Below are 13,673 nucleotides of genomic sequence, written 5' to 3' on the forward strand. Positions count from 1 at the left end.
TTGGGTTTCGCTCCGCTCTACCCAACCTACAAGCTGATAGCTGTTTTCCAACAAAAAAGCCGTTACATTGCTGCAACGGCTTTTTGGCATTTGAATTTAATCAAACCTTAGTCACGGTATGTCTCTACCGCTGGGCATGAACAAACTAGGTTACGGTCGCCGTATACGTCATCGATACGGGTTACTGTAGGCCAGAATTTGTCTTTTGCTACGCTTGGTACTGGGAATGCAGCGTAGAAACGGTCGTATGCACGATCCCACTCATTGCCTAGTACGTCTGCTTGTGTGTGCGGTGCAAACACTAGCGGGTTGTTTTCAATTGACCATTCGCCAGATGCGATACGGTCGATTTCTGACTTGATTGACACCATTGCTTCGATGAAACGGTCGATCTCAACTTTAGACTCAGACTCAGTTGGCTCAATCATTAGTGTGCCAGCTACTGGGAATGACATAGTTGGTGAATGGAAACCATAGTCTTGTAGACGTTTAGCTACGTCCATTTCAGTGATGCCTGTTTGCTCTTTAAGTGGGCGTAGGTCAACAATACACTCGTGCGCAACGCGGTTGTTACGGCCACGGTATAAAATTGGGAAGTGCTCGCTTAGCTTCTCAGATAAGTAGTTAGCGTTCACGATAGCCATTTCTGTTGCTTGTTTTAAGCCTTCAGAGCCCATCATGGCAATGTATGCCCACGAGATTGGTAAAATAGCTGCAGAGCCGTAAGGAGCAGCAGAAACTGCACCGTTACCGATGTTTGTGCCAGCAACATTAATTACGCTGTGGTTAGGCATAAATGGCGCTAGGTGAGATTTAACACCGATAGGGCCAACACCTGGACCACCACCACCGTGTGGAATACAGAATGTTTTGTGTAGGTTAAGGTGCGATACGTCAGAACCAATTGAACCTGGGCTTGTAACACCTACTTGCGCGTTCATGTTTGCGCCATCCATGTACACTTGACCACCGTGCTGGTGCACGATGTCACAGATTTCACGAATTGTTTCTTCGTAAACACCGTGTGTAGATGGGTAAGTGATCATGATACAAGATAGGTTTTCAGATACCTCTTCGGCTTTCGCTTTAAGGTCTGCCATATCAACGTTACCGTTTTTATCACAGTCAACAACCACAATTTTCATGCTTGCCATTTGTGCAGACGCTGGGTTTGTACCGTGCGCTGAACTTGGGATCAAACATACGTTACGGTGACCTTCACCACGTGACTCGTGGTATTTACGAATCGCGATTAAGCCTGCGTATTCACCTTGTGCACCTGAGTTAGGTTGTAGTGAAACTGCATCGTAACCTGTAATGTTTACTAACCAATCATGTAACTCAGTCATCATGATTTGGTAACCCGCAGCCTGATCAAGTGGGCAGAATGGGTGTAAGTTTGCAAACTCAGGCCAAGTGATTGGGATCATCTCAGCTGTCGCATTAAGTTTCATTGTACATGAACCTAATGAGATCATTGAGTGGTTAAGCGCTAAGTCTTTGTTCTCTAGGCGCTTGATGTAACGCAGCATTTCAGTCTCGCTGTGGTACGAGTTGAAGTTAGGGTGCGTTAAAATTTCGTCATCGCGTACTAGGCTTGCAGGAATTGAGTTGCTGCCGTTTACTTCGATTTCGTTTGCAAGTGCGTCAACGCTTAGGCCGTGATCTTCACCTAAGATGATGTCGAATAGCTCAGCTACGTCTTCACGCGTTGTTGTTTCTGATACAGAAATTGAGTATTCACCTGCGCGGTTAGACGCAAAGTTAACGCCGTGCTCTACTGCACGTGCAACAACTTCGTCTTTGTTATCTGCAACAACAGTCAGTGTATCGAACCATGTGTCGTGCTTAAGGTTTACACCTTTCGCTTTTAAGCCTGCTGCTAAGATGTCTGCAAAACGGTGGATACGCTCAGCGATAGTTTTAAGGCCTTGTGGACCGTGGTAAACCGCGTAGAACGCTGCCATGTTCGCTAGTAATACTTGCGCTGTACAGATGTTTGAGTTGGCTTTTTCACGACGAATGTGTTGTTCACGTGTTTGCATTGCCATACGTAATGCGTCGTTACCTAAGCGGTCTTTAGAAACACCGATAATACGACCTGGTAGTGAACGCTTGTACTTGTCGCGTGTTGCGAAGAATGCAGCGTGTGGACCACCGTAACCCATAGGTACACCAAAACGCTGTGCTGAACCAAGTACTACGTCTGCACCTAGTTTACCTGGTGCTTTAAGCATTAATAAGCTCATGATGTCTGCAGCAACACAGGCAATCGCTTTTTTGTCTTGTACTTGTGCGATTAGGTCAGTTACGTCAGTGATTTCACCGGTTGTTGATGGGTATTGGAATAATGCACCAAAAATCTCATGATTAGCCGCTTCGCTTGCAGGACCAACAACTACTTCAAAACCAAACTGGTCTGCACGTGTAGCAACAACGTCGATTGTTTGTGTGTGTACGTCATCAGCAATGAAGAAGATGTTAGCTTTTTTAGCTTTAGCAACACGCTTTGCAAGGCCCATTGCTTCTGCAGCAGCCGTTGACTCGTCAAGTAATGACGCGCTTGCTAAATCAAGACCAGTTAGGTCTAGGGACATAGTCTGGAAGTTTAATAATGATTCTAAACGACCTTGTGCAATCTCTGGTTGGTATGGTGTATACGCAGTGTACCAGCCTGGGTTCTCAAGTACGTTACGTAAAATTACGTGTGGTACGTGAGTTGGGTGGTAGCCTTGACCGATGTATGATTTGAACACTTTATTTTTGCTTGCTACTGATTTTAAGTAGCTTAGTGTTTCAACTTCAGTGCGGCTTTCGCCAATTGATAAACCTTGCTCTAAGCGAATGCTTGCAGGTACCGTTTGACCGATCAGCTCTTCAACACTCGATACTCCAAGAGCGCTTAGCATGTCGCTTACTTGCGCTGGGCTTGGCCCAATGTGACGGCGAATAAAATCTTGCTTTTGCTCTAATTGTTCAAGAGATTTGGCGTTTGACATTTGTCCAGATTCCTATGATCCAAAAAAAAGTGGTTACTGCCAATGGGTAACTGGCAATAACTTAAAAACAGGTTGATTCAGTAACTTACAGCGTATGGAAAAGTAAGCTATAAAATCATAAAAGCCCCTGTGAAACCCAAGCAGCGCATTTAATTAGCTGGGGATCTAGACGGGGCTTTTAGTCGGCGTGACTAATTAATTAGTCTTCGTCGATTGTGTTAGCGTAGCCTTCAGCGTCTAACAGGTTATCAAGCTCTGATGTGTCAGATGCTTTGATACGGAATAACCAACCGTCAGTGTACGGGTCGTTATTTACTGTTTCAGGCGAATCTTCAAGCTCTTCGTTGATTGCAACGATTTCACCGCCGATTGGTGCGTAGATGTCTGATGCTGCTTTTACAGACTCAGCTACTGCGCAGTCTTCACCCGCGTCAACTTCATCACCAACTTCTGGTAATTCAACGAATACCATGTCGCCAAGAAGTTCTTGTGCGTGCTCAGTGATACCTACAGTAAACGTACCGTCACCTTCGTCGCGAACCCACTCGTGTGAAGTAGCATATTTTAATTCGCTTGGGATATTGCTCATCTTTTTGTTCCTTTGGTTCTGTTACCAATCATGCTAACAACTCAACATGATTGGCATTATTAGGTGATAACACCAAATTTTTTATAGTTTAGATAACTGATTTGCCGTTACGTACAAAGCAAGGTTTAACAACCTTAACGTTAACCAGTTTTTTACGCATCTCTACTTGGGCTGTTTCGCCAGTTGAACGCGGAACGCGTGCTAGCGCAACACTGTGACCAAGGGTTGGTGAGAATGTACCAGAGGTAATCACCCCTTCACCACCTTCAACGATGACTTTTAAACCGCTACGCAATACGCCTTTTTCTTCAAGCACTAAACCAACTAGTTTGTCTGTGCTCTTGTCAGCGCGTTGCTGCTCTAATACTTCACGACCGATAAACTTACGATCTTCTGGCTCCCATGCGATTGTCCACGCCATGTTTGCAGCAAGTGGAGAAACACTTTCGTCCATATCTAGGCCGTAAAGGTTCATACCCGCTTCAAGACGTAACGTATCACGCGCACCTAGACCCGCTGGCGCTACGCCTGCGTCTAGAAGTTGTTGCCATAAATCAGCAGCTTGATCGTTAGGTACTACGATTTCATAACCATCTTCGCCAGTATAGCCTGTTGTCGCAATAAATAAATCACCTGCTTGCACACCAAAGAAAGGCTTCATACCTTCAACAGCAGCTTGTTGCTCTGCGTTAAGTACTGTTGCTGTTTTAGCACGTGCGTTAGGGCCTTGAACGGCAATCATTGCAAACTCAGGACGCTCAGTAACCGTTACGGCGAAATCAGCCGAAACTTTAGCTAAATGCGCTAAATCTTTTTCACGTGTTGCTGAGTTAACTACTAAACGGTAGTTCGTTTCTGAGAAGAAGTAGATGATTAGGTCGTCGATTACGCCGCCTTCTTCGTTAAGCATACCTGTGTAAAGTGCTTTACCCGGTACAGTTAACTTAGCAACGTCGTTTGCAACTAGCTTACGTAAGAACGCTTGTGCTTGCTCGCCTTGAATATCGACAATAGTCATGTGAGATACGTCAAACATACCTGCATCTGTGCGAACCGCATTATGCTCTTCGATTTGTGAGCCGTAGTTGATTGGCATTTCCCAGCCGTGGAAATCAACCATTTTTGCGCCAGCTTCAAGGTGCTTAGCATGTAAAACTGTTTTAGAAGTCATAATATTCCTTCACTTTTAAATTAACCCACAAGTTGTGGGGCGTGGCCTCAATTTAATGAGGGGGAATAACATGGGCGGCGATTATACATTAGTTGCACAGTTGTCACACCCAAATTGCGATTTTGTAACTAAAAAACAGCTAAACACCCAAGTGCGTAGCTGTTTTAAAAATTTTATGTTTTAAGCAACGTTGGCTAAGGCTAAATCAAAGCCGAGCTGCTGTAAGTGCGTTTGCCATTTATCAAGCTCTGCTTGGCGCGCCACCAGCTGAAATTGCTGTGTTGCTTGGTTATCTATGGCGGTAATAAATACCTCACCACTTTGTGTACCATAGCAGCTGCGCATGTCTGATAAACGCAGTCCCGGCGTTAGCTTAAAGCTGTCGACCAAGGCATCAAACGCTTGCTCACCACTTAGAGTTAGCGCGCTTAAATCGTCACGCATTACATAATCAATGTCGTAACGTAGTTGTTGCTCATTAATAAGCGACTGTAATTGCACGCTGGCATCTTTACCTAATACAAAACGAAATGCAGTTTCGTTAAAGTAATACAGGGCATAAGCGTAGCTGCTTGTTAGGTCATCGTCTAATGAACTACGTAAGCCTAAACCGCTGGCGGTTAGCTTATTAATATCAAGACCTAAAATAGCCGTTAAAAATGGGATTGCTTCAGTGCCACTAAAATCCATAATGGCAGTATCGCTATTTGCTTGTAGCACGTTGTCTGCAGGGGTCTCAGCTTGGCTGTGGCGAGCAAACATTATTGGCGTAAAAGTCATATGTGACACCTATCAATCGTTAATGCTTGAAGTATATTGCGCCGTGCTGGCAACAACAAATTGTAATTATTTATCAATTGATAAATAATGCTTATATACATAGCCATATAAATAGAATTTTTTAATGAAAAACATTTCTACCGATAGTTTACGTACTTTAGTCACTGTTGTTGAAGTTGGCGGATTTGCCAAAGCAGGTGAATTGTTGGGGCTATCGCAACCGGCTGTGAGCTTACAAATAAAGCGCCTAGAAGACATGCTGGGCCATAAGCTGTTTAAAAAGCAAGGCCAGCGCCAAGTGCTTAATCAATACGGCGAATTGCTTATGCCATTAGCTAAGCAAATGCTGCAACAAAACGATGCCATTTTGCAGCAGTTCACCAGCGAAAACGTGACGGGTAAAGTGCGCTTGGGGATCCCTAGTGAATTTGCTGCACGTATTCTACCTTCGATCATAGGTGACTTCGTGGCCCTCTACCCTGACGTATCGCTCGAAGTGCGTTCTCGTTTGAGTAAACATTTGTTGTCGGTCTCGCGCCAAGATCAATTCGATTTAGTACTGGCATTAAACGAAGAGCTCGAATCAGCTAAGTTCCCTATTTTTATGCAAGACCAACTAGTATGGGTGGGCGATTTAAATCTTGCACAGAACGATGTGGTAACGCTTGTAACCGCCCCTGAGGGATGTATTTATCGCCGCCGCGCAATCGAGGCGCTACAAAGTGCGGGTATTAAATACCGCATTGCTTACAGTAATGCCGACTTAACCGGCCTGACTGCGGCATTAAAAGAAGGCTTAGGCATTACAGTGCTTGCAAAAAGCACCGTACCGAATGAGCTTAATTACCAACTACAAACCAAAGACCTCCCCGAGCTTGGTCAAATCGGTATTAGTTTAATTAAACGCACCGACGACCCCGGCACCGCCGTAGACAAACTCGCCGAGTTCATCGCCCTACGTTTAACGTAGGTTTGAGTTAGCGAGTTTCGAGTTTCGAGTTTCGAGTTTCGAGTTTCGAGTTTTCAAAATTGTAGCAGCGATTTTATATCGCGTATGCTAGGTGCTAGGTGCTAGGTGCTAGGTGCTAGGTGCTAGGTGCTAGGTGCTAGGTGCTAGGTGCTAGGTGCTAGGTGCTAGGTGCTAGGTGCTAACAGCATAGTGTTGGTTTCGAATTGGTAAAGGGAGCTCCCTACCAAATCGACTTTTTTCGGCGTTAAAACGCCTCCTACAACTCGCATCTCGTTCCTCTTATCTCGCAAACTTTCCCTTTACTCTTTCTAACTCGCTAACTTTTCAATCTGATAGCTGACGGCTAATGGCTCCAAGCGTTGGGTTTCGCTCCGCTCTTCCCAACCTACGAGTTAATGAATCAAGCACTGTAAGTCGTCATTTATGGCGACACATAATCGCTAACATTGACGGGCTAAAGCCCGACCTACGACTCGCATCTCGTTCCTCTTATCTCGCAAACTTTCCCCTTTACTCTTTCTAACTCGCTAACTTTCAATCTGATAGCTGACGGCTAATGGCTCCAAGCGTTGGGTTTCGCTCCGCTCTTCCCAACCTACGAGTTAATGAATCAAGCACTGTAAGTCGTCATTTATGGCGACACATAATCGCTAACATTGACGGGCTAAAGCCCGACCTACGACTCGCATCTCGTTCCTCGTATCTCGCAAACTTTCCCCTTTACTCTTTCTAACTCGCTAACTTTTTTAATCTGATAGCTGACGGCTAATGGCTCCAAGCGTTGGGTTTCACTCCGCTCTTCCCAACCTACGAGTTAATGAATCAAGCACTGTAAGTCGTCATTTATGGCGACACATAATCGCTAACATTGACGGGCTAAAGCCCGACCTACGACTCGCATCTCGTTCCTCTTATCTCGCAAACTTTCCCCTTTACTCTTTCTAACTCGCTAACTTTCAATCTGATAGCTGACGGCTGAAAGCTGATGGCTCCGACTTGTTAAGTTTTACTTAACACCACTCAAAACCCCAGACTGGTATTACAATACTACTATATTCATTATATTTGATTTATTTCATAAACTTACAGTTCAGACCTATTTTATTACAAATAGGATTGATTCGCATTTTTTTACATGTTTTAATTGCGCCGGTTAAAAAAATCTAAACATATACAGGACACACAATGACACCTAAGTTTATTGTTTCTACGCTTTCGACTGCAGTCGCTTTATCTTTAAGCGCTAATGCTTTTGCAAATGATGTAACTAAAGAAGAGAAAAACTTCGAGCAAATCACTGTAATTGGCTCTGCATCTGCAATTAACGATATTCCTGGCTCTGCTACTTTTATTGATGAGCAAGAACTAGAAAAGTTTGAATATACTGATATCTCTCGTGTTTTAAGTGCTGTACCGGGTGTATATGTACAAGAAGAAGACGGCTACGGCCTTCGTCCTAACATCGGTATGCGTGGTACGGGTACGGGTCGTAACGACAAAATCTCAGTAATGGAAGATGGTGTACTTGTAGCACCAGCACCTTACTCAGCGCCTTCTGCTTACTACTTCCCTACTATGGGTCGTATGGAGTCAATCGAAGTACTTAAAGGTGCAGCTTCTGTTAAGTATGGCCCACGTACAACAGGCGGTGTTTTAAACTTAGTTTCTCGTAGCTTACCAACTGAAGGGTCTAAAGGTTTACTTAACGCTGAGCTTGGTAGCGACGGTTTCTACAAAGGTCATGCTTACTTCGGTAAAAAGAAAAACAATGCTGCGGGCCTTGTAGAAGTATTTACTTACGGTGCAGATGGCTTTAAAGATTTACCAGTAGGTAGCGACAACACAGGCTTTGAAAAGAACGATTTCTTATTAAAGTTTGGCTTTGACTTTGGTGATAACGAAGCACACAGCCTAGAAATGAAGTTAAAGTACTCAGACGAGCGCTCTGACGAAACGTACATGGGTTTAACTGACGCTGATTACAAAGAAAACCCTTACCGTCGTTATGCTGCATCGCAAAACGATGAAATGAACACACAACACAATGCATACCAAATCAACTATGCATACCGCTTTGGTAAAGGTTACGAGCTACTTGCTACAGCTTACCTGAACGATTTCCACCGTAACTGGTATAAAGCAAGCAAAGTAAGCAGCAGCTACCTTGAGCAATACAGCGAGTTTGAAGCAAACCCAACGAGCGAAGGTATTGAAGGTGTTGGCGTAAAAGCGAATAACCGTGATTACCAAGCGAAAGGCTTACAAACTGAATTCCATATCCCTGCGGGCAACCACTACATCACAGTTGGTGCACGTTACCACGAAGATGAAATGGATCGTTTCCAATGGGAAGACAAGTACACGCTTAACCAAGACCTATCAATGACGCTTACAGAAAAAGGCGTTCCAGGTTCAAACAGCAACCGTTTAGATAGCGCTGAAGCAACTACCCTATTCATTCAAGATGAGTGGTCACTTGATGCATTAGTTATTAGCGCAGGTCTTCGCTACGAAGACATCACAATCAAACGAGTTGAATGGGCTAAGTCTGATCCAAACCGTGAAAATGGTTTAACAAAAGATATCAGCAACGACACTGAGATCTTAGTACCATCACTAGGTGCTACTTACACAGTAAGCGACAACCTAACGCTTCTTGCTGGTATTCAAAAGGGTTACGCACCAGCAGCCCCAGGTAATGCGGATCAAGAAGAAGAAGAGAGTGTTAACATTGAGCTAGGTGGTCGTTACGATTACGCTGGCATTCAAGGTGAAGTAATTTACTTTAACTCTGACTACACAAACATGCACGGTAACTGTACTGCAGCTGTAGGCTGTAGCGATGACAATATTGGCGACCAATACAACTACGGTGAAGTATCTGTGTCTGGTTTTGAGCTAAGCGCAGGTAAAGTATTTGCTACTAACGCAGCCTCGTTCCCAGTTCGCTTAACTTACACTTACACTGATTCTGAGTTCGACAATGCGTTTGAATCAGATCTTTGGGGTAGCGTAGAAAAAGGCGATGCAATGCCATACGTGCCTGAAAACCAATTAGCGCTTTCAGTGGGTGCTGAGTTCTCAAGCTTCGTATTCGATACGCAAATGCGTTATGTGTCTGATGCACACGCAGACTTAACAGACTCAGGTCGCAATGCAATCGACAGCCGCGTTGTATGGGATTTAGCAGCTAAATACCTAATCGACGACAAACAAAAAGTATACCTAACAGTAGACAACCTGTTTGACAAAACCTACGTTGCAAACCGTGCAAACGGCGGTATTCAACCAGGTAAACCACGTACCCTACAACTAGGTTACAGCTACTCGTTCTAATAAAACGACTAAGCGAAATATCAAAAGCCGTGTGATGAAAATCCCACGGCTTTTTTGTGGATGAGAGTTGCGAGTTGCGAGTTGCGAGTTGCGAGTTTTCAAAATTGTAGCAGCGATTTTATATCGCGTAGTAAATGAAATATGTAGTCGTTCTGCTTACATGACACGTTTTAAATAGATCATCTCGCGAAATAAATTTCACGCCTACGGTGCTAGGTGCTAGGTGCTAGTACTTCATCACACAAGTTCTGACTAGTTGAGGGCACCATAGGCCCTCTGAAGTTTTTCACGAGCTAACTCAACATTAAACATCCAGTTTATACTTGTTCTTTCTTTATTCCGGATCCATTCCCAGGCCGCGAGTTCTGTCTTTAGTTCTTCCATGCTTGCTATACGTCTATCTAAACATTGCTTATTCATATTACCAATTTCTATCTCGACCATATTTAGCCAACTCGCGTGTTTTGGTGTGTAATGTAATTCTAGTTTATTTAAAATCCGCCGTGCTTCCTGTGGAGAAAATGCTTTATATAACGCTCCTTCTGTATGAGTTGATAAGTTATCTAACACAACTTTTACTTTGTTCGCATGTGGATAATGAAGATCAACTAAATCCCTCATACAATTAGCAAAGTCAATTTTCGTCTTTCTTTCTGTTGCTTTAACATGCCGCCACCCTCGATGGCGATCGAAGAATACAAATAAGTTGGCCACACCTACACGTTTATATTCATAATCTAACCGCTTAGTCTGCCCCGGCTTCATTGGTTGTGCCGGTCGAGTATCATCTACAAGTTGTTTCATCGCCTCATCAAAGTTAATTATGGGGTTTAACTCATCTGCTGGCTCAGCATACAACTCGAGCACATGTTCCATCCGCGCGATATATTCAGCATCCATTGTCGCCACACACCACATCTTTTTTTGCCATGGCTTTAGTGCATTCTCTTTAAGGCGCCTCCGTATTGTTTCATACGAGATACTATCTAAATCGGTTAACGTAACTAATCGCTCTCCAAGTAAAGATAATGTCCATCTAGCGTGACCTGTTGGTGGCTTAGTGCAAGCTGTGGCGATTAACGTTGCTTCATCTTTCGCAGAAGTTTTTCTCATTGCACCACTTCGTGCACCTTCATTCAAAGCTGCCGCTAGATTTTCTTCAACAAACTGGCGTTTGACTCGAAATACGGTGGAAGAGCTCACTTGAACTGCTTCACATATTTGCTCTGTTGTATATCTACAACGGTCAGCTTTTAACAAAATAGCAGCCCGCTTGTACTTTCGAACATTGACCATGCCTTTTTTGCAATAGTCTATTAATTCTTGTTTTTCTTCTTCTGATAATTCAACAATATACTTTCGGTTCATAACAATATTAAGTAAGTTTATATGAGTTAAAGGATCGTTGATTAGGGTAAAAGTTCATTATGAATAAAGAAGAGTCGCCACTGTTTACAGCAAAGCAAGGTCAGTATTTAGCATTTATTTATTACTACACAAAAGTGAATGGGATTGCGCCTGCTGAAAGTGATTTTGAGCGCTACTTTGGAACCGCATCTTCAAGTGTTCATTCAATGATTTCAGTTCTTAAGAAGAAGAAATTTATAACATCAGTTACTGGAAAAAGCAGGAGTATTGAATTATTGATTGAAAAAGATCAGTTACCTGAATTTAAGTAGGGGCAACTGATCAAAATATATGTGAAAGAGTACTAGGTGCTAGGTGCTAACAGCATAGTGTTGGTTTTAGATTCGTAAAGAGGGCTCCCTACCCAATCGACTTTTTTCGGCGTTAAAACGCCTCCTACAACTCGCATCTCGTCCCTCGAAACTCGTACCTTTCCCCTTTACTCTTTCTAACTCGCTAACTTTTTCAATCTGATAGCTGACGGCTGAAGGCTGATGGCTGATGGCTGATGGCTGATGGCTCCAAGCGTTGGGTTTCGCTCCGCTCTTCCCAACCTACGAGTTAATGAATCAAGCACTGTAAGTCGTCATTTATGGCGACACATAATCGCTAACATTGACGGGCTAAAGCCCGACCTACGATTCACCCGTTGATTTGAAAAACATCGCGCGAAATAAATTTCACGCCTACAGGCATGCACTTCACTGAGACTGTGTGCAGGCTGAACTGACTTATAGCTTAAAGCTTACAGCTCTGTTGTTTTAATCTAACTTCTAACCACTGATATCTAATATCTCTTTTTTCGGCGTTAAAACGCCTCCTACAACTCGCATCTCGCTAACTTTCCCCTTTACTCTTTCTAACTCGCTAACTTTTACCCACAAAAAAGCCGCAGTGATGGGCGTACCGCGGCTTTGCCTAACTTGAAAAATTAGTTTGCTGGGTTATTTCCAGCTTCTCATCTTATGGCCTTTTAAGGCGTAGAATAAAATGAATACATAACTTGGGATCATCACAATGTAAGCGCCTTGTGCACCAAGGCCTGCTACGTTTCCTAAACCGATTAATAATGGGCCTAGTGCACCACCAGCAATACCCATGATCAATAACCCTGATGCAGTGCCTGTTAAGCGACCTAAACCAGCTAAAGCTAGTGGCCAGATTGCAGGCCAAACCATGGCATTAGCAAAGCCTAATAACGCAATGCATAACAGTGGGTCTGGTAATTGTGGGCCACCAAATGGCACTAATAATAGGTTTGAAATAATAAACGAGTCATTGCTACCAAGTACCACTAACAACACGGTGATAATACCAGCAATACCCGACATTAATAACGCTGTTTGTTGGCTCATAAAGCGTGGAATAGTCAAAATACCAATCGCGTAACCAATCAACATACACGCCATGGTGTAAGAGGTCATAACTGAGTAGTCGGCAACGCCAATTTGTAAAGCGTACGAGCCAATGGTATCTGCTGCAATCACTTCAACAGCAACGTATAAAGCAATACCCACTACACCTAAAACTAAGTGAGGGTGTGCTAGGGTTTCTTTAATTTCGCCTTTACCGTTTGATGTTTCGTCTTCATCAAATACTAAATCAGGTAATGGTGCAAATTTGGCAAAGGCGGCAAATAACATGATTAAAGCAGCAATCAACACATAAGGCATGATAAGGCTATTTGCCATAATGTCTTTTTGCTCTTGTGATAATTTACCTGCGCCATCAACAACACCGCTTACAACTACAGCGGCAAAAATAACAGGCACAATAACACCCGCAAATTTGTTTAATAAACCCATGATACACACGCGCACAGCGGCTGATTTTTCAGAGCCCATTTTCACCACGTATGGGTTAACAGCGGTTTGTAGCACGGTTTGTCCTACACCAATCATTAACTGTGCGAACAAGAAAATTTCGATCATTTGCAGTTTTGCAGCGGGAATATACATCAGCGCCGATAAAGCCATAATCGCACAGCCAATCGCCATACCATTCTTATAACCAACGCGCTTGATCAGCATAGCCGATGGGATACCGGCAACTGTTACCGCAATATAAAAAGAAGAGATGATAAACGAAGCTTGTAACGGCGAAAGCTCAAGCATTTGCTGCAAAAATGGTGTAATTGCACCATTAAGCCACGTTATACACCCTAAGATAAAAAACATTGAGCCAGCCAATACCATTGGCAGCCAGATGCTTTGTTTTGTGTTGTTGTCACACTCAACCGTTGCTTCCATAATTGTTCTCTTAGTTTAATTATTTTTATTTGGTTGGAATCTAGTATACAACTCAACAGAGCTGTTTAATTTCCATACCAATCACAAAAATTTAATCATACACTAACAAAAATGACAGCGCTATCATTTTGCGTTCATATAAGTGCAAAAAAGCCGCAGCTAATTGCTTAGC

The 13,673-nt window shown here is 43.4% G+C and carries 9 protein-coding genes; 3 read left to right on the plus strand and 6 right to left on the minus strand.

Annotated features, from left to right (window positions below; translation table 11 throughout):
* Positions 1-107: 107 nt before the first annotated feature.
* The 4 genes from gcvP to J8Z28_RS12515 form a co-directional block, all read right to left on the minus strand.
* Positions 108-2,999, minus strand: coding sequence for an aminomethyl-transferring glycine dehydrogenase (gcvP, locus tag J8Z28_RS12500; RefSeq protein WP_250659536.1), 2,892 nt, complete (start codon positions 2,997-2,999; stop codon positions 108-110).
* 199 nt (positions 3,000-3,198) lie between these two features.
* Positions 3,199-3,588, minus strand: a complete 390-nt coding sequence (gene gcvH / locus J8Z28_RS12505; RefSeq protein WP_054551324.1) for a glycine cleavage system protein GcvH — start codon at positions 3,586-3,588, stop codon at positions 3,199-3,201.
* An 88-nt stretch (positions 3,589-3,676) separates the two neighbouring features.
* Positions 3,677-4,759 carry a glycine cleavage system aminomethyltransferase GcvT gene (gene gcvT, locus J8Z28_RS12510; RefSeq protein WP_054560755.1) on the minus strand — a complete coding sequence of 361 codons (1,083 nt, stop codon included), beginning with the start codon at positions 4,757-4,759 and terminating at the stop codon, positions 3,677-3,679.
* 180 nt (positions 4,760-4,939) lie between these two features.
* Entirely contained in the window at positions 4,940-5,539 is a 600-nt protein-coding gene (locus J8Z28_RS12515; protein WP_250659537.1) for a hypothetical protein, read from the minus strand.
* 124 nt (positions 5,540-5,663) lie between these two features.
* Here J8Z28_RS12515 and J8Z28_RS12520 point away from each other — a divergent pair, with 124 nt between their 5' ends.
* Both J8Z28_RS12520 and J8Z28_RS12525 read left to right on the plus strand, forming a co-directional pair.
* A complete protein-coding gene (locus J8Z28_RS12520; RefSeq protein WP_054560757.1) occupies positions 5,664-6,509 on the plus strand; it encodes a LysR family transcriptional regulator in 846 nt (281 codons plus the stop codon).
* Positions 6,510-7,694: 1,185 nt separating this feature from the next.
* Positions 7,695-9,845 carry a TonB-dependent receptor family protein gene (locus J8Z28_RS12525; protein WP_250659538.1) on the plus strand — a complete coding sequence of 717 codons (2,151 nt, stop codon included), beginning with the start codon at positions 7,695-7,697 and terminating at the stop codon, positions 9,843-9,845.
* Positions 9,846-10,097: 252 nt separating this feature from the next.
* On the opposite strand, the gene J8Z28_RS12530 is transcribed toward J8Z28_RS12525, so the two are convergent.
* Positions 10,098-11,213 carry an IS630 family transposase gene (locus J8Z28_RS12530; protein ID WP_250659539.1) on the minus strand — a complete coding sequence of 372 codons (1,116 nt, stop codon included), beginning with the start codon at positions 11,211-11,213 and terminating at the stop codon, positions 10,098-10,100.
* A gap of 59 nt (positions 11,214-11,272) precedes the next feature.
* On the opposite strand from J8Z28_RS12530, the gene J8Z28_RS12535 reads away from it, so the two are divergent.
* Positions 11,273-11,524, plus strand: coding sequence for a LexA family protein (locus J8Z28_RS12535; protein ID WP_175081208.1), 252 nt, complete (start codon positions 11,273-11,275; stop codon positions 11,522-11,524).
* 672 nt (positions 11,525-12,196) lie between these two features.
* Here J8Z28_RS12535 and nagP read toward each other — a convergent pair.
* Complete coding sequence (nagP, locus tag J8Z28_RS12540) at positions 12,197-13,501, minus strand: N-acetylglucosamine MFS transporter NagP (protein ID WP_055198117.1); 1,305 nt, start codon at positions 13,499-13,501, stop codon at positions 12,197-12,199.
* Between the last annotated feature and the right edge of the window lie 172 nt (positions 13,502-13,673).

It is taken from the genome of Pseudoalteromonas sp. SCSIO 43088 (assembly GCF_023650795.1).
Taxonomy (GTDB): Bacteria; Pseudomonadota; Gammaproteobacteria; order Enterobacterales; family Alteromonadaceae; genus Pseudoalteromonas; species Pseudoalteromonas shioyasakiensis.

Coding starts and splice junctions, on each gene's coding strand:
- gcvH (WP_054551324.1), bottom strand. CDS start 3,588: ATGAGCAATATCCCAAGCGAATTAAAATATGCTACTTCACACGAGTGG.
- J8Z28_RS12530 (WP_250659539.1), bottom strand. CDS start 11,213: ATGAACCGAAAGTATATTGTTGAATTATCAGAAGAAGAAAAACAAGAA.
- J8Z28_RS12515 (WP_250659537.1), bottom strand. CDS start 5,539: ATGACTTTTACGCCAATAATGTTTGCTCGCCACAGCCAAGCTGAGACC.
- J8Z28_RS12520 (WP_054560757.1), top strand. CDS start 5,664: ATGAAAAACATTTCTACCGATAGTTTACGTACTTTAGTCACTGTTGTT.
- nagP (WP_055198117.1), bottom strand. CDS start 13,501: ATGGAAGCAACGGTTGAGTGTGACAACAACACAAAACAAAGCATCTGG.
- gcvP (WP_250659536.1), bottom strand. CDS start 2,999: ATGTCAAACGCCAAATCTCTTGAACAATTAGAGCAAAAGCAAGATTTT.
- J8Z28_RS12525 (WP_250659538.1), top strand. CDS start 7,695: ATGACACCTAAGTTTATTGTTTCTACGCTTTCGACTGCAGTCGCTTTA.
- gcvT (WP_054560755.1), bottom strand. CDS start 4,759: ATGACTTCTAAAACAGTTTTACATGCTAAGCACCTTGAAGCTGGCGCA.
- J8Z28_RS12535 (WP_175081208.1), top strand. CDS start 11,273: ATGAATAAAGAAGAGTCGCCACTGTTTACAGCAAAGCAAGGTCAGTAT.